26 protein-coding genes and 1 pseudogene are annotated in these 25,354 nt (G+C 37.4%); 9 read left to right on the forward strand and 18 right to left on the reverse strand.

The genetic code is table 11. From position 1 onward, the window contains the following. The first annotated feature begins 118 nt into the window (after positions 1 to 118). Complete coding sequence (locus Aso01_RS10875; protein WP_004941766.1) at positions 119 to 1,537, forward strand: mannose-1-phosphate guanylyltransferase/mannose-6-phosphate isomerase; 1,419 nt, start codon at positions 119 to 121, stop codon at positions 1,535 to 1,537. 54 nt (positions 1,538 to 1,591) lie between these two features. Here the strand turns inward: Aso01_RS10875 and Aso01_RS10880 are convergent, their stop codons facing one another. Continuing rightward, positions 1,592 to 2,737, reverse strand: a complete 1,146-nt coding sequence (locus tag Aso01_RS10880; RefSeq protein ID WP_004941769.1) for a glycosyltransferase family 4 protein — start codon at positions 2,735 to 2,737, stop codon at positions 1,592 to 1,594. A 130-nt stretch (positions 2,738 to 2,867) separates the two neighbouring features. Here Aso01_RS10880 and Aso01_RS10885 point away from each other — a divergent pair, with 130 nt between their 5' ends. Further along, positions 2,868 to 3,866: a glycosyltransferase family 4 protein gene (locus tag Aso01_RS10885; protein WP_004941772.1), complete on the forward strand. Its 999-nt coding sequence runs from the start codon at positions 2,868 to 2,870 to the stop codon at positions 3,864 to 3,866. Positions 3,867 to 3,873: 7 nt separating this feature from the next. Further along, entirely contained in the window at positions 3,874 to 5,031 is a 1,158-nt protein-coding gene (locus Aso01_RS10890; protein ID WP_004941773.1) for a hypothetical protein, read from the forward strand. Positions 5,032 to 5,396: 365 nt separating this feature from the next. Here Aso01_RS10890 and Aso01_RS10900 read toward each other — a convergent pair whose 3' ends face one another. The 7 genes from Aso01_RS10900 to rfbB all read right to left on the reverse strand — a co-directional run bounded on the left by Aso01_RS10900 (position 5,397) and on the right by rfbB (position 11,996). Next, positions 5,397 to 6,323: a glycosyltransferase family 2 protein gene (locus Aso01_RS10900; RefSeq protein ID WP_004941776.1), complete on the reverse strand. Its 927-nt coding sequence runs from the start codon at positions 6,321 to 6,323 to the stop codon at positions 5,397 to 5,399. 18 nt (positions 6,324 to 6,341) lie between these two features. Further along, positions 6,342 to 7,178, reverse strand: a complete 837-nt coding sequence (locus Aso01_RS10905; RefSeq protein WP_004941778.1) for a glycosyltransferase family 2 protein — start codon at positions 7,176 to 7,178, stop codon at positions 6,342 to 6,344. Continuing rightward, entirely contained in the window at positions 7,175 to 8,467 is a 1,293-nt protein-coding gene (locus Aso01_RS10910; protein ID WP_004941779.1) for an oligosaccharide flippase family protein, read from the reverse strand. Before Aso01_RS10910 ends, Aso01_RS10905 begins: the two co-directional genes overlap by 4 nt. A gap of 3 nt (positions 8,468 to 8,470) precedes the next feature. Then, positions 8,471 to 9,037: a dTDP-4-dehydrorhamnose 3,5-epimerase gene (rfbC, locus tag Aso01_RS10915; protein ID WP_004941781.1), complete on the reverse strand. Its 567-nt coding sequence runs from the start codon at positions 9,035 to 9,037 to the stop codon at positions 8,471 to 8,473. Between the two features lie 67 nt (positions 9,038 to 9,104). Further along, the gene (rfbA, locus tag Aso01_RS10920) at positions 9,105 to 9,995 is read right to left on the reverse strand and encodes a glucose-1-phosphate thymidylyltransferase RfbA (protein WP_004941783.1); all 891 of its coding nucleotides are present in this window, start codon (positions 9,993 to 9,995) and stop codon (positions 9,105 to 9,107) included. Continuing rightward, positions 9,992 to 10,900 carry a dTDP-4-dehydrorhamnose reductase gene (gene rfbD, locus Aso01_RS10925; RefSeq protein ID WP_004941785.1) on the reverse strand — a complete coding sequence of 303 codons (909 nt, stop codon included), beginning with the start codon at positions 10,898 to 10,900 and terminating at the stop codon, positions 9,992 to 9,994. Before rfbD ends, rfbA begins: the two co-directional genes overlap by 4 nt. Before the next feature lie 13 nt (positions 10,901 to 10,913). After that, positions 10,914 to 11,996: a dTDP-glucose 4,6-dehydratase gene (rfbB, locus tag Aso01_RS10930; protein ID WP_004941787.1), complete on the reverse strand. Its 1,083-nt coding sequence runs from the start codon at positions 11,994 to 11,996 to the stop codon at positions 10,914 to 10,916. A gap of 465 nt (positions 11,997 to 12,461) precedes the next feature. On the opposite strand from rfbB, the gene Aso01_RS10935 reads away from it, so the two are divergent. The 5 genes from Aso01_RS10935 to bamJ (Aso01_RS10955) all read left to right on the forward strand — a co-directional run bounded on the left by Aso01_RS10935 (position 12,462) and on the right by bamJ (Aso01_RS10955) (position 17,857). After that, entirely contained in the window at positions 12,462 to 13,565 is a 1,104-nt protein-coding gene (locus Aso01_RS10935; RefSeq protein WP_004941790.1) for a polysaccharide biosynthesis/export family protein, read from the forward strand. A 1-nt stretch (position 13,566) separates the two neighbouring features. Then, positions 13,567 to 13,995: a low molecular weight protein-tyrosine-phosphatase gene (locus tag Aso01_RS10940; protein ID WP_004941791.1), complete on the forward strand. Its 429-nt coding sequence runs from the start codon at positions 13,567 to 13,569 to the stop codon at positions 13,993 to 13,995. Positions 13,996 to 14,018: 23 nt separating this feature from the next. Then, positions 14,019 to 16,211, forward strand: coding sequence for a polysaccharide biosynthesis tyrosine autokinase (locus tag Aso01_RS10945; RefSeq protein WP_004941792.1), 2,193 nt, complete (start codon positions 14,019 to 14,021; stop codon positions 16,209 to 16,211). A gap of 181 nt (positions 16,212 to 16,392) precedes the next feature. After that, positions 16,393 to 17,100 (forward strand): BamJ family beta-barrel-assembly machinery protein, encoded by a 708-nt coding sequence (gene bamJ / locus Aso01_RS10950; protein WP_004941793.1) that lies wholly within the window; start codon positions 16,393 to 16,395, stop codon positions 17,098 to 17,100. Between the two features lie 64 nt (positions 17,101 to 17,164). After that, entirely contained in the window at positions 17,165 to 17,857 is a 693-nt protein-coding gene (gene bamJ, locus Aso01_RS10955; protein WP_039910156.1) for a BamJ family beta-barrel-assembly machinery protein, read from the forward strand. A 99-nt stretch (positions 17,858 to 17,956) separates the two neighbouring features. Here the strand turns inward: bamJ (Aso01_RS10955) and murJ are convergent, their stop codons facing one another. Together murJ and ampD are read right to left on the reverse strand one after the other, a co-directional pair. Beyond that, the gene (murJ, locus tag Aso01_RS10960) at positions 17,957 to 19,504 is read right to left on the reverse strand and encodes a murein biosynthesis integral membrane protein MurJ (RefSeq protein ID WP_004941795.1); all 1,548 of its coding nucleotides are present in this window, start codon (positions 19,502 to 19,504) and stop codon (positions 17,957 to 17,959) included. 52 nt (positions 19,505 to 19,556) lie between these two features. Further along, positions 19,557 to 20,147 (reverse strand): 1,6-anhydro-N-acetylmuramyl-L-alanine amidase AmpD, encoded by a 591-nt coding sequence (gene ampD / locus Aso01_RS10965; protein ID WP_004941796.1) that lies wholly within the window; start codon positions 20,145 to 20,147, stop codon positions 19,557 to 19,559. A 177-nt stretch (positions 20,148 to 20,324) separates the two neighbouring features. Here ampD and nadC point away from each other — a divergent pair, with 177 nt between their 5' ends. Further along, entirely contained in the window at positions 20,325 to 21,170 is an 846-nt protein-coding gene (nadC, locus tag Aso01_RS10970; RefSeq protein ID WP_004941797.1) for a carboxylating nicotinate-nucleotide diphosphorylase, read from the forward strand. Here the strand turns inward: nadC and Aso01_RS10975 are convergent. The 8 genes and pseudogenes from Aso01_RS10975 to rph form a co-directional block, all read right to left on the reverse strand. Next, complete coding sequence (locus Aso01_RS10975) at positions 21,167 to 21,349, reverse strand: ABZJ_00068 family colistin stress protein (protein ID WP_004941799.1); 183 nt, start codon at positions 21,347 to 21,349, stop codon at positions 21,167 to 21,169. The genes nadC and Aso01_RS10975 overlap by 4 nt on opposite strands. 220 nt (positions 21,350 to 21,569) lie before the next feature. Beyond that, positions 21,570 to 22,058, reverse strand: a complete 489-nt coding sequence (locus Aso01_RS10980; RefSeq protein WP_004941801.1) for a hypothetical protein — start codon at positions 22,056 to 22,058, stop codon at positions 21,570 to 21,572. After that, positions 22,055 to 22,381 (reverse strand): annotated as a pseudogene (locus tag Aso01_RS10985) (hypothetical protein); the annotation flags it as partial. The gene Aso01_RS10980 and the pseudogene Aso01_RS10985, both read right to left, overlap by 4 nt. A 44-nt stretch (positions 22,382 to 22,425) precedes the next feature. Then, positions 22,426 to 22,803 carry a T6SS amidase immunity protein Tai4 family protein gene (locus tag Aso01_RS10990; protein ID WP_004941804.1) on the reverse strand — a complete coding sequence of 126 codons (378 nt, stop codon included), beginning with the start codon at positions 22,801 to 22,803 and terminating at the stop codon, positions 22,426 to 22,428. After that, positions 22,800 to 23,345 carry a type VI secretion system amidase effector protein Tae4 gene (locus Aso01_RS10995; RefSeq protein WP_004941806.1) on the reverse strand — a complete coding sequence of 182 codons (546 nt, stop codon included), beginning with the start codon at positions 23,343 to 23,345 and terminating at the stop codon, positions 22,800 to 22,802. The genes Aso01_RS10990 and Aso01_RS10995 overlap by 4 nt, the downstream gene beginning before the upstream one ends. Before the next feature lie 2 nt (positions 23,346 to 23,347). After that, positions 23,348 to 23,944 carry a PAAR domain-containing protein gene (locus tag Aso01_RS16030; protein ID WP_004941809.1) on the reverse strand — a complete coding sequence of 199 codons (597 nt, stop codon included), beginning with the start codon at positions 23,942 to 23,944 and terminating at the stop codon, positions 23,348 to 23,350. After that, positions 23,937 to 24,380, reverse strand: coding sequence for a PAAR domain-containing protein (locus Aso01_RS11005; RefSeq protein WP_004941810.1), 444 nt, complete (start codon positions 24,378 to 24,380; stop codon positions 23,937 to 23,939). Before Aso01_RS11005 ends, Aso01_RS16030 begins: the two co-directional genes overlap by 8 nt. A 212-nt stretch (positions 24,381 to 24,592) precedes the next feature. Next, complete coding sequence (gene rph / locus Aso01_RS11010; protein ID WP_004941812.1) at positions 24,593 to 25,309, reverse strand: ribonuclease PH; 717 nt, start codon at positions 25,307 to 25,309, stop codon at positions 24,593 to 24,595. Positions 25,310 to 25,354: the final 45 nt, after the last annotated feature.

Here is a 25,354-nt window from a genome sequence, read left to right on the forward strand (position 1 = left end):
CTTATGACAAACCACTAAGTGGTACCTCATATTATTAGAATAATAAGATTCCTAAACAGCAATAATTCGTGTATATCTATGCGTGTATTTAGGTACATATATCAATTATAGGTTTAACATGACAACTAAAATCTTACCTGTCATTATGGCAGGTGGTAGCGGCACCCGCCTATGGCCCTTGTCACGCACACAATATCCGAAACAATTTTTAAAACTCTCTCCAGATGGCTACACGTTATTACAAGCCACCCTTTTACGTTTAAAAAATCTTGATTGTGCAGACCCAATTCTGATCTGTAACGAAGAACATCGCTTTTTGGCCGCAGAGCAAATGCGCGAAATTGGCATAACCGCCAAAATTATTTTGGAGCCTGAAGGTAAAAATACAGCGCCCGCGATTACGCTGGCGGCACTGTACCAGACCCAACAAGCAAAAGACTCAGATACCATCATGCTGGTGTTAGCAGCAGATCATGTAATTACTGAGCAAGCGCAATTTGAACACAGTATTATGCAAGCGCTAGAACTTGCAAAACACGACAAACTGGTCACCTTTGGTATTGTGCCTACACATGCCGAAACCGGCTATGGCTATATCGAAAAAGGTAATGCAGCACTCAATGGTTTTCAGGTACAGCGCTTTGTAGAGAAGCCCGATGCCGCCACAGCCGAGCAGTATTTAGAGAGCAAGAAATTTCTGTGGAACAGCGGCATGTTTATGTTTAAAGCCGATGTTTATTTAAACGAACTGCAAAATTATGCGCAAGATATCTACAGTTCGTGCGTTACTTCAATGCAAGACACCAAAGCAGATCTAGATTTTGTCCGGATTGATAAAGAGGCTTTTAAACAGTGCCGTTCTGAATCGATTGACTATGCTGTGATGGAACAAACCCAAGATGCAGTGGTGGTGCCACTCGATGCCAACTGGAACGATGTCGGCTCTTGGTCTGCGCTGTGGGATATTCAAAATAAAGACGATCAAGGTAATGTGATTCAGGGTGATGTAATTACTGTAAAAAGCCAAAATAACTATGTCTTTAGCGAAAGCCGCTTGGTGAGCTTACTTGGCGTTGACAATCTGGTCGTGATTGAAACCAAAGATGCCATACTGGTTGCAGACAAATCTAAAGTACAAGACATTAAAAAGATTGTTGAAACTATTAAAGAACAAGGGCGTACCGAGCATTTCTGTCATCGCGAAGTATACAGACCATGGGGCAAATACGACAGTATCGACCATGCAGAACGCTATCAGGTAAAAAGAATTACAGTGAAACCTGGCCAGAAACTTTCGATCCAGATGCACCATCATCGCTCTGAACATTGGATTGTGGTGAATGGCACCGCTAAAATTCATAAAGGAAAAGAGTCATTTCTACTCACAGAAAATCAGTCGACTTATATCCCTTTAGGCGAGATTCACGCGCTTGAAAATCCAGGTAAAGTTCAGCTTGAACTAATTGAAGTGCAATCGGGTTCTTATTTGGGCGAAGACGATATTGTAAGATTTGAAGATCTTTACGGTCGTTGTTAAACAACAGTTAACCTATTCAAGCCGCGCGAAATGCTCGGCTTGAATAATTTTAAACTATTGCATCGATTCTTTTTTGGCAACCCATTTCTGCTGAACATACTGCTCAATTTCAGTGTGAAAGCGCTGATTGGAAAACTTTAAAGCCTGATTACGGCAGTTTTCTGGCAAAAATAAATCACAATTCCGCTCAAAATCTTCAACTGCCGTAATCACACTTGAGACTTCCTGCTTATTAAAAAAAGCGCCCGTTGGATTTGCAGAGTGAATCGAATTGATGGTTTCTAATGCCCCACCTTTACCAAAAGCAATCACGGGTGTGCCGCATGCTTGAGACTCAACAGGTGTAATACCAAAATCTTCTTCCGCTGCAAATACAAAGGCTTTAGCACGCTGCATGTGATCTTGCATCACGCTGTTCGGTTGATACCCTAAAATTTCGATATTAGATGTCGCTTTAGACTTGATTTTTTGCATATCTGGGCCATCCCCAATCACGACCAATCTTTTATTTGGCATATGGGAAAAAGCTTCAACAATTAGATCAATTTTCTTATAAGGCACCATACGTGAAGCGGTAAAGTAAAAATCATCTTTGTTTTCACGTAGTGTAAAGCGATCTGTATCTACAGGTGGATAAATCACATCTGCTTCGCGGCCATATACCTTATGAATACGACGCGCAATAAATTTAGAGTTTGCAACAAAGTGATCTACCCCATTGGCGGTGCGGTAGTCCCACATCCGAATTTTGTGTAATAACCAACGTACAATAATGGCTTTTATGCCCTTGGTGAGCCCCAACTCACGTAAATACTGATGCTGTAAGTCCCATGCATAGCGTATAGGCGAGTGAACATAGCTAATGTGCAGTTGGTCTGGCCCCGTAAGCACACCTTTGGCTACTGCATGGCTACTCGATAAAATCACATCGTAGGCAGAGACATCTAACTGCTCAATGGCTAAAGGCATAAATGGAAGATAATTGCGGTATTTTGTTTCAGCTTTAGGAAATTTTTGAATAAATGTTGTTTGGGCGTGTTTACCTAAAAAATGCTGTCGACTTTCATCGCTTAAAAAATCAATCACAGCAAATAGGTCTGATTTTGGGAAAACTTTTAATATTTCAGTCATTACGCGCTCAGCACCCGCATAGGTGACAAGCCAATCTGCAACTAAAGCTGTTTTTGGTTCTGTTATCATAGGAAGCTCTTACTCATCCATAATTTTGTAAAAAAATTGAATTTTTGAAGTTAGCAAGTATATACCATTTATATTCCGATAGGATTTCATTATAATTCGAGGTAATTAAAATCTCGTTTAATAAAATTGTATGTTAAATCAACAAAATAAAGTAATTTTCGATACACGTTGGTTTGGAGAGCATGGTATCGGGCGTTTTGCGACAGAAGTTTATGACGAAGATTTCTTTCAGCCAATAAAATTAAAAGGCAACCCTGTATCAATTTTTGATGTTATTAAGCTTACTATATATTTGTTTTTTAATAAAAATTTCTTTTTTTCACCAGGTTTTAATGCACCTTTTTTCTTTTTACATCGAACAGCAATTACTATCCATGATCTCAACCATATAGATGTAGATGCCAATACATCCTTTTTAAAGAAACTCTATTACAACATTGTTCTTAAACGGGCATGTAGAAAAGCTGCACTGATATTTACCGTCTCTGAGTTTTCAAAAGGCAGAATTGTAGACTGGTCGGGTATCAATCCAGATAAGGTGAAAGTGGTATATAACGGTGTATCGAGTGCTTTTCATCAAGATGTGCAGCCCTACCTACCGGGTTTTCCGTATATTTTTATAGTGGGTAATCGAAAGCTACATAAAAATGAAGACCGAGCTTTAAGAGCTTTTGCACAGGCAGATATAGATAAAAATATCCATGTATTATTTTCGGGTAAACCTTCTGATCAATTAGTAAATACAGCGAAAGAGCTTCAAATTGAAGATCGAGTTAAGTTTCTCGGGCGATTAAGTGAAGATGAGCTGGCATCTACCTACAAAGGCGCACTCTGCCTACTTTTTCCATCACTTTATGAAGGTTTTGGGCTTCCTGTAATTGAAGCGATGGCATGTGGAACACCTGTAATTACTTCGAATACGACTTCACTATTTGAAATAGGCCAAGGATCAACAATACAAATCGACCCAAATCAAATCAAAGAAATTATTAATAGCATTGAGGATCTTATAAAAGATTCAGCTATAAGAGAAAAAATAATAAATTATGGATATCAGAGAGCAAAAAATTACGAGTGGGAAACCTCAAAAAAACAAACTAAAAATAGTTTAAATGAATATATAGTATGAATAAGCCATGAAGAATTTAATGAGTTTTTTTTATTCTCTAATATTGATATCAATGATAGCATTTCCAAAATCTGGATTTGCAATTGGCAGCACTCCAATCAACTCTATTACTTTGTTAATCATACTTCTTTTCCCAATTTTATTATTATCTTATCTTAACAATATTAATTATAAAAATTTCTTAAATTATAGTGATATATACTTTATAATGCTGCTTCCATTTTATTTTGTTTTTTTTACAATTACACTATCGAATGGTTTTGAAGAGTTGTCATCTTATTTAGGATTTATCTTTTCTTTAATCGTATCACCATTATTTTTCTTATTTTTATTTAAGTTCATAGATAACAAAACCATAATTAAGAATAAAAATATTATAATTTATTGTATTAGGTTTGTTTCAATTTATGGGCTAATATTATTTTCTTATAAATTTTTAACTAACAGTTTTTTTGAAATTCCAGGATTAACTACAACTTTTGGAGCAGCCGTTGAATTAGAGGAAAAAATGAACGATAGAGGTGGAATATTTAAGTTATTTTCAACATATAATAATGGTAATTTATATGGTTTATCCGTAGGTATGCTTTTCCCACTTTATACATTTTTAGAGAAAAATAAAATTTTTATAATTATTGTTTTTTTAAGTTTGATATTAACATTCTCCAGAACAATCTGGTTTATTTTATCAATATATTTTATATATCATGCAATTTTCATGTCTAAGTTCAACCCCATTAAAATTATTATTGGTGTTTTATCACTATTATTATTTGGAATTATTATTAATCTAACTTTATCATTTTTAGGTTATAACTCTAATTTTCTATTTGATACCTCCTTAGGTGGTAGAGCTGACTCACTAAAAGAGCTATCTTTTGAATTATATTCAACTAAACCATTTATTAATACTTCTGAAATTCCATATTTAACTATACTATATAGTTTAGGAGTTATTGGAATTCCTCTTTTTCTTATGTATTTTTCAAATATAATTATAAATTTTAAATTACTTTTAAGCTCTAAGAACTCAATTAGAAAATCTGCAACATTAGGGAGTATATTATACTTTTTTGCATGTTTTTCTGATGCAGCTATTATCTACATACCAGTTTTTATTATATTTATGTTTGTTACATTTTTATCCTTAAAACCCGAGAAATGATATCATATCTAAAGCCCAGTCTTTTTCCGGATGTGGTCGGTTTCGAGCTGAATCCAGAGATCCAAAGCGGTTCTTGCGATCTTAAAAATGGTACAGGTTTCAGATTTATTCTGGCATTCTTTGTAGTAGTCCAGAGCTTTGTGGGGAAGATCATTGGAGTATGGATTAAGCATAACAGCAGCTAGTAAATTTTTTATAGTGTATAGCTAAACAAGTTGTTTACACTACAACTATTAAATAAATAAGTTTATATATATCAATATGTTAAATCTTAAAAAATGTAGTGTAAAATGATCATTCAGCTATAAAATAAATTCAGATAAAACTAATGCTTAATTAGTTAAGCATTAGTTTTTATAAGAGATTTAAATAAATAAAAACTTTAAATATCTTATTGCTCTTGAAAATTGAAATCTTCGAACTCTATTAAAAAATACTAAAAATATAGATAATTTCACAAAAATTAGTTTATTAGAATAGAATTTTCTTGTTATTAAAATTCTGTTTCTTACTGAGTAATAGTCTGCAATCTGACTTTTACCTTTATTTGTTGAAGCACCATGGGCATGAAAAACTATACTCTGAGATGCTATACCAATTGAGAAATCATTTTCTCTAGCTCTATTACAATAATCAATTTCCTCGTAATATAAAAAATAATCTTCACATAACAGACCAACATTTTCTAAACAATCACGAGATATAAGCAATGATGCACCAATTACGTAGTCAATTTTTTCTTCAAATTCTTTTTCATTAATAGCATCATTAATCTTAAGATCACTACCAATTTCTTTCGTAGTACAAAGCCAGGGATTAATTATACCACCTACACCCTGTACATTACTTTTGTTTTCCAACTCTACTAATCTTGAACCTACAACTCCATAATTATTATTTTCTAAAAACTTATGAAGCATAAATTTCAAACTATCACTTTGAACGACTGTATCATTATTTAAAATCCAAACATATGACATTCTCTCAAACTTCAAAGCAAAATTAATACCAATATTATTTCCACCAGCATAACCATAATTTTTAAAATTTTTAATAAAATAAAATTTCTTATCAATCTTGTATGTTAAAGTTTCATCTTCATTTAATGAAATATAATCATTACCATAAAAATCACTTAAATAATTCTCTATTTGTTTAATAGAATTCACATCAGAGTCATTATCACAAACAATAATTCTAATATTATTAAAGTCATCTAAATTAACTAAACTTTTTAAACAAGCTATAGTTTCTTTAGCAGAATTCCAATTCAATACAACAATATATATCATTACCAACACTCAATTAATTTATTTATATGAATCAACAACTTTACTTGATAAATCATCATAAGTTGTAACAATGCTATCTCTAGGAGTTGCATTATTTTGCTCAATCATAATCTTTAATTTTGCTAGTGTTGTAAAACGATAAACGCACATTAATAAAGATAAGACTAAACCATAGAAACCATCCTTATATCCACTTTTTAAAATAAATCTATAAATAAACTCTCTAATACAAGCATATATTACTATTAAAAATGACGACTGTTTTCTTTTATCAAATAATTGTTTAGCCTCAACCGTTGTATATTTATTTAACTTTTCTAAAAAATGTTCAATATCAATATAATTAAAATGCCATATACATGTTTCATTATTTTTTAAAGTTATTATTCTTGCTTGATCAGAAATATTTACAAAATTATGTATAGTACTTCCATATGTCATCATACTTTTTTTGAAAAATCTCATTTGAATATCATCGTGCATATTCCAGCCCGTATGTTTAATCTCATGACCAAACATAAAATTTTTTCTAGGAATCCAAATAGCATCAGCTTTATCTTCCTTTGCTATTGCTATTAACTCGTCTGACAAAGACTTTGGAATTACTTCGTCCGCATCTAAAACCACAACCCATTCATTCGATACTTGGCTTAAAGCGAATGCGCGTGCTGGTTCGGAATATCCAACTCGCTCAAAATAAAAAATTTTATTTGTATATTTTTTTGCTATTTCTACAGTTTTATCATCACTATACATATCTACTAAAATGATTTCATCTACCCAACTAAGTGATTGAAGACATTTTTCAATGTTTTTTTCCTCATTGAGTGTATTTATTAATGCTGAAATTTTCATTTTATAACCTTCAATTTTAACTCAGTAAATGCTTCGCGCCAGTATTTAAATGGACTATTTCCTGTTTTCAATATAACACAGAACATTGAGAAACAGATTATTAGCTCTACCAAAATATTTGCCAAAACAGCACCATAATTAGATAGAAATTTCACAAAAAAGACAAAAACAAAAACATTGACTACAGATGAATACATAATAATCTTACTGAATGCTTTTTCTAAACCAGCAGGAATCATAATTAAATTTGCAAATATTATAGCCAACATTACTAATATTGGTAATGGCGAAAATAATTTTAGCAAATACCCAGCTTCTTCAAACTCAGAACCAAATAATAAATTTACAATAAAATTGGATAAAACAAAAATAATAAAACTTCCAGTAGAAAATAAAGCTAGTAATATATATATAATTTTCATTGTTGAAGCTAATGCATTAGCTTTATCTTCATGAAACATCCTAACTTGATTTGGAAAAAAAGCATTACTAATCGGAGAACATAGACTAATTGAAGCTCGTATAAGCTTTTCAGCTATATAGTAATTTGCGACCAAAGAAGGAGGTAGCATTAAACCAAGGAAAAAAGTATTACAACTTAAATATAGATTTCCAAAAATATTTGGAATAAAAATAATCCAACTATATTTTAACTGTTTTATAAAAAAATCTTTTTCAGATATTTTCTTTTCAGAAAATTTAAATATTTTTAGTAACTTAGGTATTAATATAAATCCAGCTAATAAACCACCTGCTGATTGAAGAAAAACTGCCCAATATATATCAGCTTCAGTTTTAACACACAGCAGCAATAAAATAAATAGCAATACTCTAGATAAAATCTGAATAAAACTCACATATTTTAATTGCTCTAAACCCTGAAATAACCATTGCGGATAAATGATATTCCCTATTACAGCAGTACATGCTAACAAATATAAGATTAAATCATTTCCAATACGTTCGAAAAATAATCCTGACAGATATAATATAAAAATTAAAACACTCGAGAGAATAATTTTTATAATTGTTACAGTACCCCAGATTTCAAAAAGTTTATTATTATCATTTCTATAAACTGCTACATCTTTAGCAGCGCTCAAATTAAATCCAAAATCACTTAAAATCAGAAGTATTTGCGAAATAGCCATCGCAAATACTACTTTTCCTAAACTATCAGCACCTAAAACTCTTGCTAAGTAAGGTAAAGCCAATAACGGAAGTACTAAATTGATTAATTGTACCAATGTTAATGATATAGCATTTTCTGTTATCTTATTTAGTTTCATAACTTATTCGTCATTTTTTAACTCATGAAAGAAATTAGCTTTTTCATCTTTCTCAGTTAGCTTTATATTCAATCCTTCTTCAATAGGCCAATCAATCGCAAGATCTGGATCATTCCATACAATACTTCTTTCACATTCCTTAGAGTAGTAATTCGTGGTCTTATATAAAAACTGAGTATTATCTTCGAGTGCTATAAAGCCATGTGCAAAACCAGCAGGAATCCAAAACTGTTTGTGGTTTTCACCTGTAAGCTCAAGCCCTACCCACTCCCCAAATGTTGGTGAGTTTTCACGAATATCTACTGCCACATCCCACGCTCGGCCCTGTACCACACGTACCAGTTTACCTTGCGCATGCGGATTAAGCTGATAATGCAAACCGCGCAATACGCCTTTTTGTGAAAACGAGTGATTATCTTGTACAAATTGTGGCACATCTAAATCACGCTCAGTAAGCGCCTGCTCAAAGTTTTTTTGGTTAAAACTTTCCATAAACCAGCCACGGTCATCACCAAATACACGCGGCTCTAAAATGAGTAAACCATTGATTTTAGTTTCAATAATATTCATTACGACAATATCCAGTGTAGTTTATATGCAAGGCATCATGTTGATTTAGATAATGACTTGATTACATTTATTTTGAATGTTCTTGATGCAATTTTAACAAGTACTGACCATATCCAGTTTTCTTAAAAAATTCACCACGTGCTTTAAGTTGGTTTAAATCGATCCAGCCATTGTTAAAAGAAATCTCTTCTAAACTGGCAACTTTTAAACCCTGACGATGCTCAATGGTTTGTACAAACTGACTCGCTTCAATCAGTGAATCATGTGTACCTGTATCTAGCCATGCAAAACCTCGGCCAAGTACTTCTACATTTAGCGCTTGTTGCTGTAAATAAATATTATTTACGTCGGTAATTTCAAGCTCCCCGCGATGTGATGGTTTAATATTTTTGGCAATCTCAACCACCGAATTGTCGTAAAAATATAAACCCGTCACTGCATAATTCGATTTTGGCTGCTCTGGTTTTTCTTCAATACTTAAAGCTTTACCCGATGCATCAAAATCGACCACACCAAAACGCTCTGGATCACTCACATAGTAGCCAAATACTGTTGCACCCGTCTGTTGCTCGGCTGCACGCTTGAGCTGCTGCCCAAAACTTTGACCGTAAAAAATATTGTCACCCAAAATTAGGGTGACATTATCTTGACCAATAAACTCTTCGCCCAAAATAAATGCTTGAGCAAGCCCGTCAGGAGACGGTTGAACTTTGTAAGAGAGTTTGATTCCAAGTTCTTCCCCCGTACCTAAAAGTTTTTCAAAATTTGGTAAGTCTTCTGGGGTAGATATAATTAAAATTTCACTAATCCCTGCCAGCATAAGTACAGACAGTGGATAATAAATCATGGGTTTGTCATAAATTGGGAGTAGCTGTTTTGATGTACCCATGGTAATTGGATACAAGCGTGTGCCAGAGCCGCCCGCTAAAATAATCCCTTTACGGTTTGTTTGTGTCATGGGAGAAGTTCCTCTAATACTTGTGTTACACCTTGCTGCCAGTGAGGAAGATGCAATTTAAAATTTTGTTCTAGCTTGTTGGTGTTTAAACGTGAATTAAGCGGGCGTTTTGCCGGTGTTGGGTATGCCGATGTTTCAATGGGATTTACTTTATTTAAAGCTAAAACTTGTCCTGCATGTCGTGCATGTGCAAAAACAAATTGAGCGTAATCATGCCATGTGGTTTCACCTTTTGGCGCCAAATGATAATGACCATGCAGATTTTGTTTTTCAGTTTCAGATTGTAAGGTGTAATAGCGAATCGCTTGAGCCGTAACATCAGCAATCAGTGCTGCGCCTGTAGGCACCCCAACCTGATCATGAATGATACTCAGCTCTTCTTTGGTCTGAGCCAGTTTGAGCATGGTTTTTATAAAGTTATTGCCTCGTGCGGCATATACCCAGCAGGTACGAAAGTTTAAAAACCGAACATTGCTCTGTTCAAGTGCTAACTCGCCTTCACGTTTGGTGAGGCCATAGTAATTCACTGGTGAGGTTTGATCATCTTCATTCCATGGAGTAATACCTTCTCCACTAAAAACATAGTCAGTCGAGTAATGAATCAACAGTGCATGATGCTTTTTGCACTCACTAGCCAAATGCTTCACTGCTTGCGCATTGATAAGCTGTGCCTGTTGCTGATCAGATTCGGCTTTATCAACTGCAGTATATGCGGTGGCATTCACGACGATATCTGGATTAATTTTATCAAACACATCAGAAATGGCAGCAAAATCTGCAACATTGCCACTGAAGCCTTCAGATGACATATTACGATCAAGTGTAACCACTTCGCCAAGCGGTTGGAGTGCGCGTTGCAACTCCCATCCAACTTGACCATTTTTTCCAAGCAACAGTATTTTCATAGTTTCACGCAACTTAATTCATCTTTTCGGTGGTTGTATACTGTTGCTGAATCCAGTTTTGATATTCACCACTTTGAATATGCTGTACCCAGTCTTGATTGTTTAAGTACCACTGCACTGTTTTTCTAAGGCCTGTCTTAAAGCTTTCTTGCGGCACCCAGCCTAAATCTTGCTGGATTTTACTTGCATCAATCGCATAGCGCAAATCATGTCCCGGACGATCTGTCACATAAGTGATCAGGTCCTGATAACGTGCTAAAGCTTCAGGTTTGTTTGGAGCAAGCTCTTCTAAAAGTTCGCAAATTGCTTTTACCACATCAATATTTTTTTGCTCGTTGTGACCGCCAATGTTGTAAGTTTCACCCACTGCTGCTTCTGTGACTACTTTATAAAGTGCGCGGGCATGATCTTCTACATACAACCAGTCACGAATTTGTGTACCATTTCCATATACAGGTAGTGGCTTACCCGCCAGTGCATTTAAAATCACCAGCGGAATGAGTTTTTCAGGGAAATGGAACGGCCCATAGTTGTTTGAACAATTGGTGAGTACAACTGGTAAGCCGTACGTACGGTACCATGCTCTAACCAAGTGATCCGAACTGGCTTTACTGGCAGAGTAAGGTGAACTTGGAGCATAAGGTGTTGTTTCTAAAAACAGATCTTCTGTACCTTCTAAATCGCCATACACTTCATCTGTTGAAATATGATGAAATCGAAATGCTTGTTTTTTATTTTGATCTAGTTGATTCCAGTAATGGCGTGCTGCCTCAAGTAGTTGGTAGGTACCAATAATATTGGTTTCAATAAACGCCGCAGGGCCAGTAATTGAACGGTCGACATGCGATTCAGCAGCTAAATGCATCACAGCATCGGGTTGGAAATTTTCAAATAATTCATCTAAAGCAGCACGATCACAAATATCGGTTTGTGAAAATGTGTACCGTGGATGATGTGCGACTGAAGCAAGTGACTCTAAGTTGCCTGCATAGGTGAGTTTATCGACATTTAATACTTCGTTTTCTGTATTTTCAATAACATGACGAATAACGGCTGAACCAATAAAACCCGCGCCACCTGTAATTAATATTTTCATATATTTCCTGTAATACGACTTAAATGCTTGATCTATCAGTTGGTTGATTCATCTTATGGAAGAAATCGTCTTTATCTATGTTTAAAATAGAATATGTTTATGACATATTTGATAAAAACCGTTATCTGGCCTTTATCTCTTTAAAAAATTTAATTTACAACTTAAATTCATATTTAACTTAGCCGCAAATAATAGCTTCGATTTCAAGGTTTTTAAATAGAAAACTTCAAGCATTTAAAGCAATTTTCTCAAGCATGAGCACTATAGTTGTAAAAAAGTAAAAAATGACGAGAGAAGATCATTTTGCCAATAGTGTGAAGGCTTTTTCGTTCAGACTCATTTTTTCGCTAAACATACAAACTTAAGTTGAAAACGCTATAACTCTCATAAATTATGGTCTAGAATGTCGCGTTATAACGACATTTTAAAATATCACGCTAAAGCTTACAATCTAAGGGTTTCAATGTGAAGTATAAAAGCACTTTACTTTTTTTATCGTCCTGTTTTATAGGTTTATCAGGTTGTGCCGTTACTTCAGGTTTGCAAACACACGACATACCTGAACAAGGCACTTATGTAACCGATCAGGGCGCTCAGGTTTCAATTGTACAGCTCAACCAAACCAATTTGCCTAAACTACAGCCCGCTGAAAATATTCGCTATCAATCGGATATTGCAGCTTTATTTAGAACATCACACCAGTTATACCGCTTAAGAGCAGGTGATGTTTTATCTATACAGCTTTGGGCCTATCCTGAAATTACACCTCCTCTTCAAGATGGAAATAACATTAAAGGCATTGGTTACCCTATTGATAGTAATGGGAGTATCTACTTACCCTTAATTGGAAAAGTACAAGCACAGGGTAAAAGTGTTTCCGAGCTGACTCAGCACCTCCGCTCCAGATTTGCTCAGTACTTAAAAGCGCCAGATGTCGTGGTTCGTGTACTCTCTTATGAAGGTAGCCGTTACTTTGTAAATGGCCAAGTCATGAAAAGCGGACAATATACCTTAAATGATCAGCCAATCAGTATTTACACAGCGCTCAGTATGGCCGGTGGCGTAAATACCGAAACAGGTGACAATACCTCTATTCAGCTCATTCGTAATGGTAAAACCTTCGATTTAAATGCAATAAGCCTAGAAAAACAGGGTTATTCTTTACACAATTTATTGATTCAACCCAACGATACGATTTTTGTAAATACCAAACAAAATCAGAAACTTTACGTGATGGGTGAGTCGAACAAAAGTCAAGCACTTGCTTTACGCGATCAGGGCATGACTTTAAGTGATGTACTGGGTGAAAGCGAAGGGATTAACCCATATTCGGCTAGTGCTGCCCGAATTTACGTGATGCGTACGAACTTACAAGATCGTACGTCAAAGCTGTATCATTTAGATTTGTCTAACCTCGGCAACTTGGCTTTGGCCAATCAGTTCCAGATGCAAAAAAATGATATTGTGTATATCGATGCAACGGGCCTGACTCGCTGGCAACGTGTGATTGGGCAAATCGTTCCATTCGCAAGCGCAATTTATTCATTTAAGATTCTTGGAAATAACTAAAATGCAAATCCAAAATGTTTTGGTCATTTGTGTGGGTAATATTTGCCGCAGCCCGATGGCCGAATATCTGCTAAAACAAAAGCATCCTGAGTTACATATAGAATCGGCCGGTATTTCTGGTTTGACTGGCCATAGTGCAGATGATAAAGCCATTCAATGTATGGATGCCTTAAATATTGATATGCGCAACCATGTGGCACGTAAGTTGAATGCAGAGATGATCAAGAAAGCCGATCTTGTGCTAGTCATGAGCAATAATCAGCAAAAGCACATTGAGCAGACTTGGCCATTTGCCAAGGGCAAAACCTTTCGACTTGGGCATTGGAAAGGGCAGAATGTACCCGACCCATATCAGCATGATCAGGCCTTTTTTGACCAAACTTGTATCAACATTCAGTCGTATGTCGCGGACTGGGCATCACATCTATAATTTGAAGAAGTAACATCGACACTATGAGCCAAAATTCAAATACCAATGAAGACACAATCGATCTAAAAGAGTTGCTCTTCTCCTTAATTGCACAATGGAAATTGATTGCCGTCTGCACCTTATTCTGTCTTATTTGCGCCCTTCTTTATCTGCGGGTTTCTCCAAGTATTTATGCGACAGATGCCATGATACAAGTTGAAGACAGTAAAAGCGCTGCATCTCAAGCACTTTTAGGCGAGCTTGGAAACATCGCTGGTGGTGCAGGTCAAAAATCCCCAGCAGACGCTGAGATTGAAATTTTAAAGTCCAGATTAGTGCTTGGTAATGTTATTCAAAATTTAAATTTAAATATTCAAATAACAGATACCCAAGATACACTTCTTCACCGACTGTTTAATGGTGATAATACTCAAATCGATTACTCACACAAAGGCGTAGAATATAAAGATCCAACACATGCTTTCTTTATTCAACGTTTAGATGTACCTGAGTACTATCTTGATAAACCCTTAAACTTAGAATTTAAACCTCAAACGCAGCAATTTAGTTTGAGCTATAAGGATATGCCTGTTTTTGAAGGCACGTTAAACAAAGAGAATATTCTTAAAGATGCTAAAGGCACATGGCAGGTACGAATCGACAGTCAAGTACCTTTTAATCGTACTTTTATACTTCGTCGTTTATCTGTCCCGACAGCAGTGAAAGAACTCACTCAAAACTACGCAGTGGCTGAAAAAGGCAAACTCACTGGTGTAGTGGGGCTCACTTACCAAGGCCAAGATCCTGTACATATTACGCAAGTACTCAACAATATTTTAACGGTGTACCATGCGCAAAATATCGAGCGTAAGTCTTTAGAGGCACAGCAAACGCTAAGCTTTCTAGACAAACAATTGCCAGAACTTAAAAAGCAGCTTGAAGAGTCTGAGCTTAAGTTTAATAAATTCCGTGAACAATACAATACAGTTGATGTCACACAGGAATCTGAACTGTTCTTGAAGCAAAATATTGCACTCGAAACTACAAAAATCGAGCTCAAACAAAAACAAGCCGAACTTGCAGCAAAATATACCAGTGATCATCCACTCATGGCTGAAATCAATGCTCAGCTCGATGCTGTGAATAAAAAGTCTGCCGAGTTAAATGCCACGATTAAAAGACTACCAGAGTTACAGCGCCAGTATCTGCAATATTATCGTGATGTAAAGGTCAATACGGAACTCTATACCAATTTACTCAATAACTATCAGCAGCTTAAAGTTGCGAATGCAGGTGAGATTGGCAATGTACGAGTGATCGATACCGCAATCGAACCTGTGAAACCAATTAAACCTAAGAAATTAATTGTGTTAATTTTATCTCTTTTTGTGGGGGGTTTTATTGGTGTACTGATTGCATTGATGCGTAAAATGCTCCGTACAGGCATTAAAGACTCTGCACAAATCGAAAATGAACTCGACCTGCCTGTGTATGCAACGGTACCCCGCTCGCCTATTCAGGAAAGTCGAATCAAATTGCTTAAAAAGAATAAAAGTATTCCAATTTTATCGATTAAAAACAGCGACGATATTGCAATTGAAAGCTTGCGTAGTATGCGTACCGCTATTCACTTTGCTTTGGCAAATGCAAAAAATAATTTGATTATGATTGCAGGCCCAGCGCCTGAAGTAGGTAAGTCGTTTGTTTCGGTGAACTTGGCGGCGATATTGGCACAGAGTAATAAACGCGTGCTGTTGATTGATGCAGACTTACGCCGTGGGTACCTAAACAAATACTTTAATGTCGAGATTAAACCTGGCTTATCGGAATATTTAAGTGATGAGGCCAGCTTTGAGTCGATCATTCATCATTCTGAAGTGGCTGGTTTAGACATGATTACTCGAGGTAAAAGCCCGGCGAATCCGTCTGAAATGCTCGGCTCTGCTAAATTTAAAGCCTTTCTTGATGAAATCATGCCGCTTTATGATCATATCTTGATTGATACGCCGCCAGTACTTGCTGTAACCGATGGTATTATCATTTCACAATATGCAGGGGTAAACCTGATCATTGCACGTCATAATAAGACGCAAATGAAAGAGCTTGAATTAACCGTAAGTCGCTTCGAACAGGCAGGCGTGAAAGTGAATGGCTTTATTTTAAATGATATCGAGAAGTCGAGTGGCGGCTATGGATACAACTATGCCTATAGCTATACCGCGGCAAAAGATGATTGATCATCTAATCTAATAAACTCAAAAAAGCCGAATCACATGATTCGGCTTTTTCGTTTAAACAACGCAAACAGTATAAAAATCCACTCGTTTTTTTTTACAAACATTATATGCTAAACGGATGCATGCTAAGATCACATGTATTTTCAACATGATCAAATAAACATCTTTTTTGGAACATTGTATGAGTAAAGCCTTACCCGTTGCTGTCGCTATCATTTTAGGCGGTGCTGCACTTATTCCTGTTTATTACGCGACTCAGCATCCTGCAACAAACGTAGGCAGCAAGGCTGATCAAAATGCGTCTCCGGTGCAAAAAATCAGCTATGCGCTCGGTTATGAAGTTGCCAACCAAACACCTGCAGAGCTTGATGTTAATGCATTTGTACAAGGTATTCGTGATGGTCATGCTCATACACCTGCAGCCTACACGCAAGAGCAGCTTCAAGCCGCCTATACTGCTTACCAGCAAGAAGCGCAGCAAAAAGAGCTTGAGCATGCCAAAAAGTCTGAATCGAGTAGCAATGACTTCTTAGCCGAAAATGCTAAAAAAGAAGGTGTTAAAACCACAGCATCAGGCTTGCAATACAAAATTATTACCGAGGGTACAGGTAAACGTCCAACAGCCACGTCTGTGGTCAAAGTACACTACAAAGGTCAGCTCACCGATGGTAAGGTCTTCGATAGCTCGTATGATCGCGGCGAGCCAGTTGAATTCCCGCTCAATAAAGTGATTCCGGGCTGGACCGAAGGTTTGCAACTGCTCAAAGAAGGCGGCAAAGCGACTTTTTATATTCCGGCAAAACTCGGTTATGGCGAACAAGGTGTTCCAGGCATGATCCCGGCCAACAGCACCCTGATTTTTGATGTTGAGCTTCTCGAAGTAAAATAATCGCTCAAAGGAGAGTCATGTACTCTCCTTGTTTTTTATATGACACATAATTTGGATAAAAATGATGAAAAAAACTGTGCTCGGTTTGGTTTTAACCAGTCTGTCTGTTTCAGGCTTTGCAGCAATTACCAAAAATAGCCCGCAAAAAGACCAATTAGGCTATAGCTATGGATACGTGATGGGTCGTACCAATGCCGATACCCTAAAAGATCTCAATATTGAAGCTTTTGTACAGGGCCTCAAAGAAGGTTCACAAGGCAAAGATGCCGCTTTGACGGATGAAGATATGGCTAGGGTGCTTAGTCAGTATAAAAAGCAAATAGAAGCCAAACAACTGTATGCCTATCAGCAACTGGCTCAGCAAAACCTGAAAAGTGGCGATGCATTCTTGGCAGAAAATGCGAAGAAATCAGGTGTGATCACCACTAAATCAGGTCTTCAATATCAAGTTTTGAGTGCAGGTAAAGGTAAATCACCTAAAGCCACATCACGAGTAAAAGTGAATTATGAAGGCCGCTTACTCGATGGCACCGTATTCGATAGTTCGATTGCGCGTAATCATCCGGTCGAGTTTCAACTCAGCCAAGTGATTCCGGGCTGGACCGAAGGCTTACAACTGATGAAAGAAGGTGAAAAAGCACGTTTGTTTGTGCCTGCCAAACTGGCCTACGGCGAAGTCGGCAGTGGTGATGCAATTGGGCCAAACAGTACGCTGATTTTTGATATTGAATTACTCGAAGTATTACCAGCCAAATAATTAAAAAAACTGCTGTCATCACAGCAGTTTTTTAACGCTTCGGTTGTCTTGCGACAAAAAATAAAGCGCAATTCATGTATTGCCACGCGCTGCTTTATTTTATGTCTCATGCTTTAGGTGGCGAGGTCTAAAACCCGTTGCAAACAGTGCGATTGCATAGGCAGCCACACCCACTACACAAAAAACAATCACTTCGATGATGCGCATCAGCTGAGAAGACTGTCCATCGTACCAATGCAGTGCGCCCCAAAGTGCCCCAATCATAGCTAAATTAGCGACAGCATACTGGAGTGCGAGTTTTTTCCAGTGTCCGCCAAAACGGAAAATATTACGCTTGTGCAGATAAAAATACAGCATTCCGGCATTCACCAAAGCCGAACCTGATGAGGCCAGCGCCAGTGCCATATGTTCGGCTTTCCAGTCGATCAGCTTAAATAGCCCAATAAATATCACGTTTAAAAGCGCATTTGTGGCAACAGCAATCAAGCCCACTCGAACAGGAGTTTTGGTATCTTGCTGTGCATAAAAACCCGGTGCAAACACTTTGATTAACATAAAGGCAATCACGCCACCACTCATACATTGTAGGGCCAGTGCTGTCATTTTGGTGTCTTCCCAAGTAAATTCACCGCGCTGAAACAGCGCCTGAATAATCGGTGTCGACAGCATAAACAGTGCAATACTGGCAGGTAAACCCACCAATACAATCACGCGTGCAGCCCAGTCCAGCATCCCGCGAAACTTCTCCTGATTTTGCTCGGCATGGCGGGCAGATAAAGAAGGCAGAATCACTGTACCAATGGCAACACCAATGAGTCCGAGCGGTAGCTCGGTCATACGCTCGGCACTATAGAGCCACGAGACTGAACCATCCTGCATAAACGATGCCCAAATAGTGTTGAGCAACAGGTTAATCTGAGTAACCGAAACACCAAACAAGGCCGGTAACATCAGTTTCATGATGCGCTCGACCCCTTCATGCTTGAAGTCAATTTTTGGTGGGATCAGGAGTTTTTTACGCCAAAGCTCTGGAATCTGGATCGCAAGCTGCAAAATACCCGCCCCAAGTACGGCCCAACCCAACGACATAATCGGCTGCTGCATATACGGCGTGAGCCACCACGCCCCTGCAATCATGGCCACGTTAAGCAAAACGGGAGAAAAAGCGGGTGAAGCAAACGAGCCATAACTGTTGAGAATACTGCTGGCAAATGCGGTCAGCGACATAAACATCAAGTAAGGAATGGTCAGACGAAACATTCCGACAGCCAGATCAAACTTTTCTGGATCGTTGTGAAAACCGGGGGCATAGGCATAAATAATCACCGGTGCAATGATCATGGCCACTAAGGTAAGTAAGCTCATCACCATCAGTAGGCAACCAAACACCCGACTAATCAGTATTTGTACTTCAGCATGAGCACGACCCGTTTTATATTCGGTCAAAATAGGAATAAAGGCTTGTGAAAATGCGCCTTCAGCAAACAAGCGCCTAAAAAAGTTTGGAATCCGAAACGCCACCACAAAGGTATCAAAATCTTTTCCTGCCCCAAACACATTGAGCAGGACCATATCGCGGACCAAACCCAATATGCGAGATAACATCGTCATTGCACTGACAATAAACGTCGATCGCCACAATGCCATCGCCTCTACCCACGCCTAAACACAAAGTCGTTATTGTAATGAAACTTGGATATTATTTCGTTGCGAAATCATGTCTAGCAGCAGTTTTTTTTGCATGAAGTTTTGCGCGAAAATGAGGCCAGTTAAAAAAAGGCCCCGGATCGGTTTTTCTGACGGGTGCGATATCGGAGTGCCCCGCAATATGTGTCTGGATTTTAGGATACGCACGCTGCAAACAGCATGTGACATCGGCCAGTGTTTCGTACTGTTCTGGCTCAAAGGGCTGATCGTCACTGCCCTCCAGTTCAATGCCAATCGAATAATCGTTACACTCGACCTGACCAAGATACTGTGAGCGACCGGCATGCCATGCACGATCGTTAAAGTTTACAAATTGAATCACCTCACCGCTACGTAAAATCAGTAAATGTGCCGAAACGCACATGCCTTCAATTTCTTTAAAATAAGGATGCAGCGACCAGTCTAACTGGTTTTGAAAAAACTGCTGAATGTAACCGCCACCAAATTGTGAAGGCGGTAAACTGATATTGTGAATCACCAGCAAACACATCTCGGTGTGTGGCGGACGCTGATTAAAATTTGGCGAAGGCAACTGCTTTGCCCCGATTAACTGACCATCTTTGACTTCAAAACGCGGCATCATCTGAAACAACTCTCTTTTTTCGCCATAGCATTCGCAACATCATCCATCACGTATCGACAGATTGAAACTGCCGAGCGGTATCTGCATTTTAGGAATATTGTGCCAAGAATACTTATTTTTTAAAACGACAATGCTAATATATCGCTCAATTTTCTGGGTTACATCTTGGACGTACTTATGAGCATTCCACAATCATTGCTTGAACAATCGATTCAACTCAATATCCAACAGGCGTTGAACGAAGATATTGGTGATGGCGATATTACGGCATTGCTCACCCCAGAACACGAACAAGCAACTGCGACCATTATTACACGTGAAAACATGATTTTAGCCGGTCGTCCGTGGGTTGATGCGCTTATTGAACACTATGATCATCGAGTCAAAGTGGAGTGGCTCAAAGCCGAAGGTGAACACGTTCAGGCGGGTGAAGCTTTTTTAAAATTGGCAGGTTCGGCACGTAGCCTTCTAACGGTCGAGCGCTCTGCATTGAATTTTATTCAAACTTTATCGGCAGTGGCGACCAAAGCTGCATTTTATGTGAAACAACTCGATGGCTTGCACACCAAACTGCTTGATACACGTAAAACCCTACCTGGTTTACGTATCGCACAAAAATATGCAGTAGCCATTGGTGGCGGACAAAATCATCGCCTCGGTTTATTCGATGCCTTTTTAATTAAAGAAAATCATATTATGGCAGCCGGTGGAATTGCACAGGCCATCGCGCAGGCGCGCCAGATTGCACCGAACAAGCCTGTTGAAGTAGAAGTAGAAACTTGGAATGAGCTGGAACAGGCCTTAGAGGCGGGTGCCGATATTGTAATGCTCGATAATTTTTCTCAACAGCAAATGATTGATGCGGTAAAGCATGTAGCAGGTCGCTGCAAACTTGAAGCCTCAGGTAATATTACGCTAGATAACTTGCGCGAAGTGGCAACAACGGGTGTCGACTATATTTCGATGGGTGTTTTAACCAAAGATGTCACTGCCATCGATTTATCGATGCGTTTTAACGCTTAAGCATCTTCATGTGCTGAGTTATTCGGCTGCTCAATAATTTTTTGAGTGGCCTGTGACGGTTTCGACTGATCCGGTTTTTGCCATGCAGAAGCCGATTGCTGATCTTGGCTCGGGCGCGGATCGGCTGCCATCACGGTAAACGTAATCACCGCACAAATCACAATAAATATTTGTAGCATAGTTGGCTCCCCTATTTCTCAATTTCAATGCTGAACAACTTTAATGAGTAAGCATGATCAGGATGGGCAGAGAGTGTAGGTGCTTCAATACAAAAAGTTACGCTTTGTGAAACAATTTGAAATCTTGTAAAGTAATCTTAAATTAAAGAATGAAAAACTAAATCTAAAACTATGAAAAACAATTACACAAAATTATTTACACGCTCTAATAGAATAGCTACTACTTGCAAACCGCTACAAAACTTTTAGCGGTCTTGTCCTTACTATCACGTAACTTAATGATTTTCTGTCTTTCATTATAAAGATGATGAACATCATTTAAGGTTTCATATTTAAGATCTTTTTTATATTGTCCTTCAATATTATTTACATAGTTTTCCATGAATACCGTCATCCAAAATATGGTGTTAAGATCCCCATAGTCATAATCATTTTTCTCCAAACCTTCAATCCAATCGTTATATTCTTCATTTAATAGGCTTCGAGCTGTTTCTAGTTTAACATATGTATTATTAAATAAAGAGTTCTTCAGTGCTGGTTCAGTGTTTACATTTTTATTTGCTTCAATGAATAATCGATAATTGTCTGTTGCGTAGTTTTTTAAATCTACTTTCACATAGTTGTCAATGGCTTCTTTATCTGTCGATGCCTTACATGAAGTTAAGAAAACGCAGGAAAGGATAAATATTGGTATTAAAGTAAGTTTCATAGTGAGAAATGGTTTTTAGGTGGTGTGTATTGGTAATTTTGAATATATTGAGATAGTGTTGCTCTATCATATGGACGACCAAATACATTTTTTTACATGTATTCATTGATTCCATATGGTCCATTGTTAGTGAAGGTAGCTAAAGCATTGGCTGTTAATACAGGCTTACTAGCATTTGACAATGCTATATCTATAATCTCACCAAAATTATTTTTAGAAATTGCCATGCGTGCAGTAAAACTATCCTTAGCTAATTCTGTAATCATTTCAACCCCTTTATTCCTTGAATGTTTCTGAGCATACAATGTGAACTTCAAGAAGAGGTGGACATTTCTTTTTTCAGATCAATTCTTATCCGAGATTCGAGTTAATTAATAAAAAACTTCTTCTGATTTTTTATAATTTTATTATATTTTGAAGAATTATATAAATCCAAACAGTTCATCATGATAGGTGTAGCACCAGTCGACTTATAAATTTTATTATATCGTAGTAACTCTTGATCTATGAAGTTTTTAATATTTTTATAAGCATTTTCATCATATGAACCATTCTGGAAATATCCTCCCATTGCTAATGATGCTTCATCTATTAATCCTTCATTATTTGATTTTGTAAGACAGTAAGTGAATCCAAAATTCTTCAAATTAATTTCATGATCATTCATTTCTGATGTTGATAAATTTTGAGCATGCACACAACTTATGAAGACAGTTGTTAGAAATATAAATAAAAATTTAATCATTTTAGATTCCAAAATAGTATTTCTGTTGTAATAACATTAGGTTGGTTATGAGTAAAATAACAACTATCACCGCAATCATTGCCATTCCAAAGAGTAACGTGTCCAGAGGCATCTCCCCAACCACTAACTTTAAATATAATAATTCCTTTTTTATTCACGAGTTGGCTTGATACATCTTGATTATTTTTAGGTTTTAGTGTGACGTCGGCCTTTCCTAAATTATTTTCAATGAAAGCGATCATTTCTTTTACTCGCAATAGATAAATTTTGTTATCCCCTCCTTTAACCTTATACCCTTTAGTTGTTTGTTTAATAGGCATGCCACCATAATTTAATGCTTTACTTAATCTTAAGGCACATGCATTTGCATAACCAGTAGGGTTATCTTGAAATAAAACAAGAGCTTGCCCTCCTACATTTTTATAGACATCTGGTGCAGCCATTTTCACAGGATAATTGATCCATAATGATGAAAATAAAGGACGATTTGCCTGAATGGATGTTGATCTATCAGTTACTGTTGCTCTTATACCTGTCCCCATATTTAGTATTCCGTATCTATTGTTATGAATTTTCCTAAAAATACATTTCTAGCAACTCCTTCACCCCGGTTATCAATTTTTACGAATATGGTAAACGGTTGAAATGTATCAATTTCTGAATCTTCAGGTTCTATATTGATAGAGAGAGATTCTCCTGAGGAATAGCCAACAGTTTTAATATGTATATTTAAATCATTATAAAATCTAGATTTATCTTGTAATAAGATAAAATTCTCACCATAACTCCAGTAGATCTCTTTTACAATTTTTTCCTTAGTTTGTTCTATAAAACTATTAGTTTCATTGTTACTGGGACTATGAGAATAATAACTACCACTATCCCCAACCACATGACTCTGTTGAGGCTGAATCGTTGCACCACAGGTTAACTTATCGCCAGCATAAGCCACGGGCTTACCATCCATAATGACATGATCATGACTTTTAATAACTGTAGACCAACGCTTACATTTAGGACAAAAGTGACCATCTCCAGCACGTACAAATAAATTTCCTTGTTGTGAACTTCTTACTTGAGTTGACGGAATGATGCCACCATGGTTGGTTGGTGCATTATGAATCGCAAAGCCTTTAGCCATGATCAGCTCCTTCAGGAATTAAAAATCCTTCAGGTAATGTTTCACCTTTAAAAATATTAATTGCGACTGTACGGTTTGGACTATCGATAATTTCATCACCGTTATTCAGTTGACTCCCGACCAATGCAGCAGAAAGCCCTTCAACAATACAGACTTTTCCTGCACCTGAAATGATCTTGGCAACTGTGCCATCGGCATAAATCACATCATCGCCAATACGAGCAATCGACAGGCCTCCAATTTTTCCTTGTGTCGCACTGGCTTTTACAAGACCACCGTACTTTGTTTTTGATCCATTGACAGCAAGGCAATACGTTGTTTTAGGGCGGTGTTGAAAATAGAGCTGTTCAGCCTTTGAGGTTTGTTCAATATCTTCCTGAGACATTCGTTGTAATTGTTCGAGCGGTAGTTCATATAAAAAAGTTGGACTTGTCATATATGAGTTCATATCTCATTTTATTTTTGAGTATCTAGCATAACAAACTTTTGAAGTTTGGTAAAAAACATAGATCTTATTATTAGCTTCAGTGAGAAGTTTGATTCATTAAAAGGATATTCACGATTTTGATATTTCTATAACAATTATTTATCTGAGCAACACAAGCATAAAAAAACGCATCCTAAGATACGTTTTCTATTGAAACTATTTTACCAGCCTAGTGCATCTTGCTGCTTTTTAATGAGCTGCTGAATTCCTTTTTCAGCCATTTCCAACATGGCATCGGCTTGTGTACGGGTAAACGGCTTGTCTTCTGCTGTACCCTGAATTTCAATAAATTCGCCCGACTGAGTCATGACGACGTTTAGATCAGTCTGACAGTTTGAATCTTCTTCATAGCACAAATCGAGCAAGACTTCGTCTTGATACATGCCTACAGAAATTGCAGCCACTAAGCCTTTAAGTGGATCATGCTTGATTTTTTTCTTTTCCAGTAACACGTTCATCGCATCGACCAACGCCACAGCAGCACCCGTAATGGCAGCAGTACGCGTTCCACCGTCAGCTTGGATCACATCGCAGTCGATGGTGATGGTATTTTCACCCAGCTTTTTCAAATCGACCATAGCACGCAGGCTTCGACCAATCAGACGCTGAATTTCCTGTGTACGTCCACTTTGCTTGCCACGCGCCGCTTCACGGTCGCTACGTGTATGCGTTGAGCGCGGCAACATACCGTATTCAGCGGTTACCCAGCCTTGGCCTTGGCCTTTTAGAAAACGCGGCACGGAATGATCGATACTAGCAGTACATAAGACCTTGGTATGACCAAATTCAACCAATACGGAACCTTCTGCATAACGCGTATAATTGCGCGTAATTTTTACATCACGTAATTGATCGAGAGCACGTTGGTCAATACGCATAACTTATCCTTAATAGCCACTATTCAAATTGCTGCATAGTATAGC

The organism is Acinetobacter soli, assembly GCF_000760595.1.
Lineage (GTDB): Bacteria > Pseudomonadota > Gammaproteobacteria > Pseudomonadales > Moraxellaceae > Acinetobacter > Acinetobacter soli.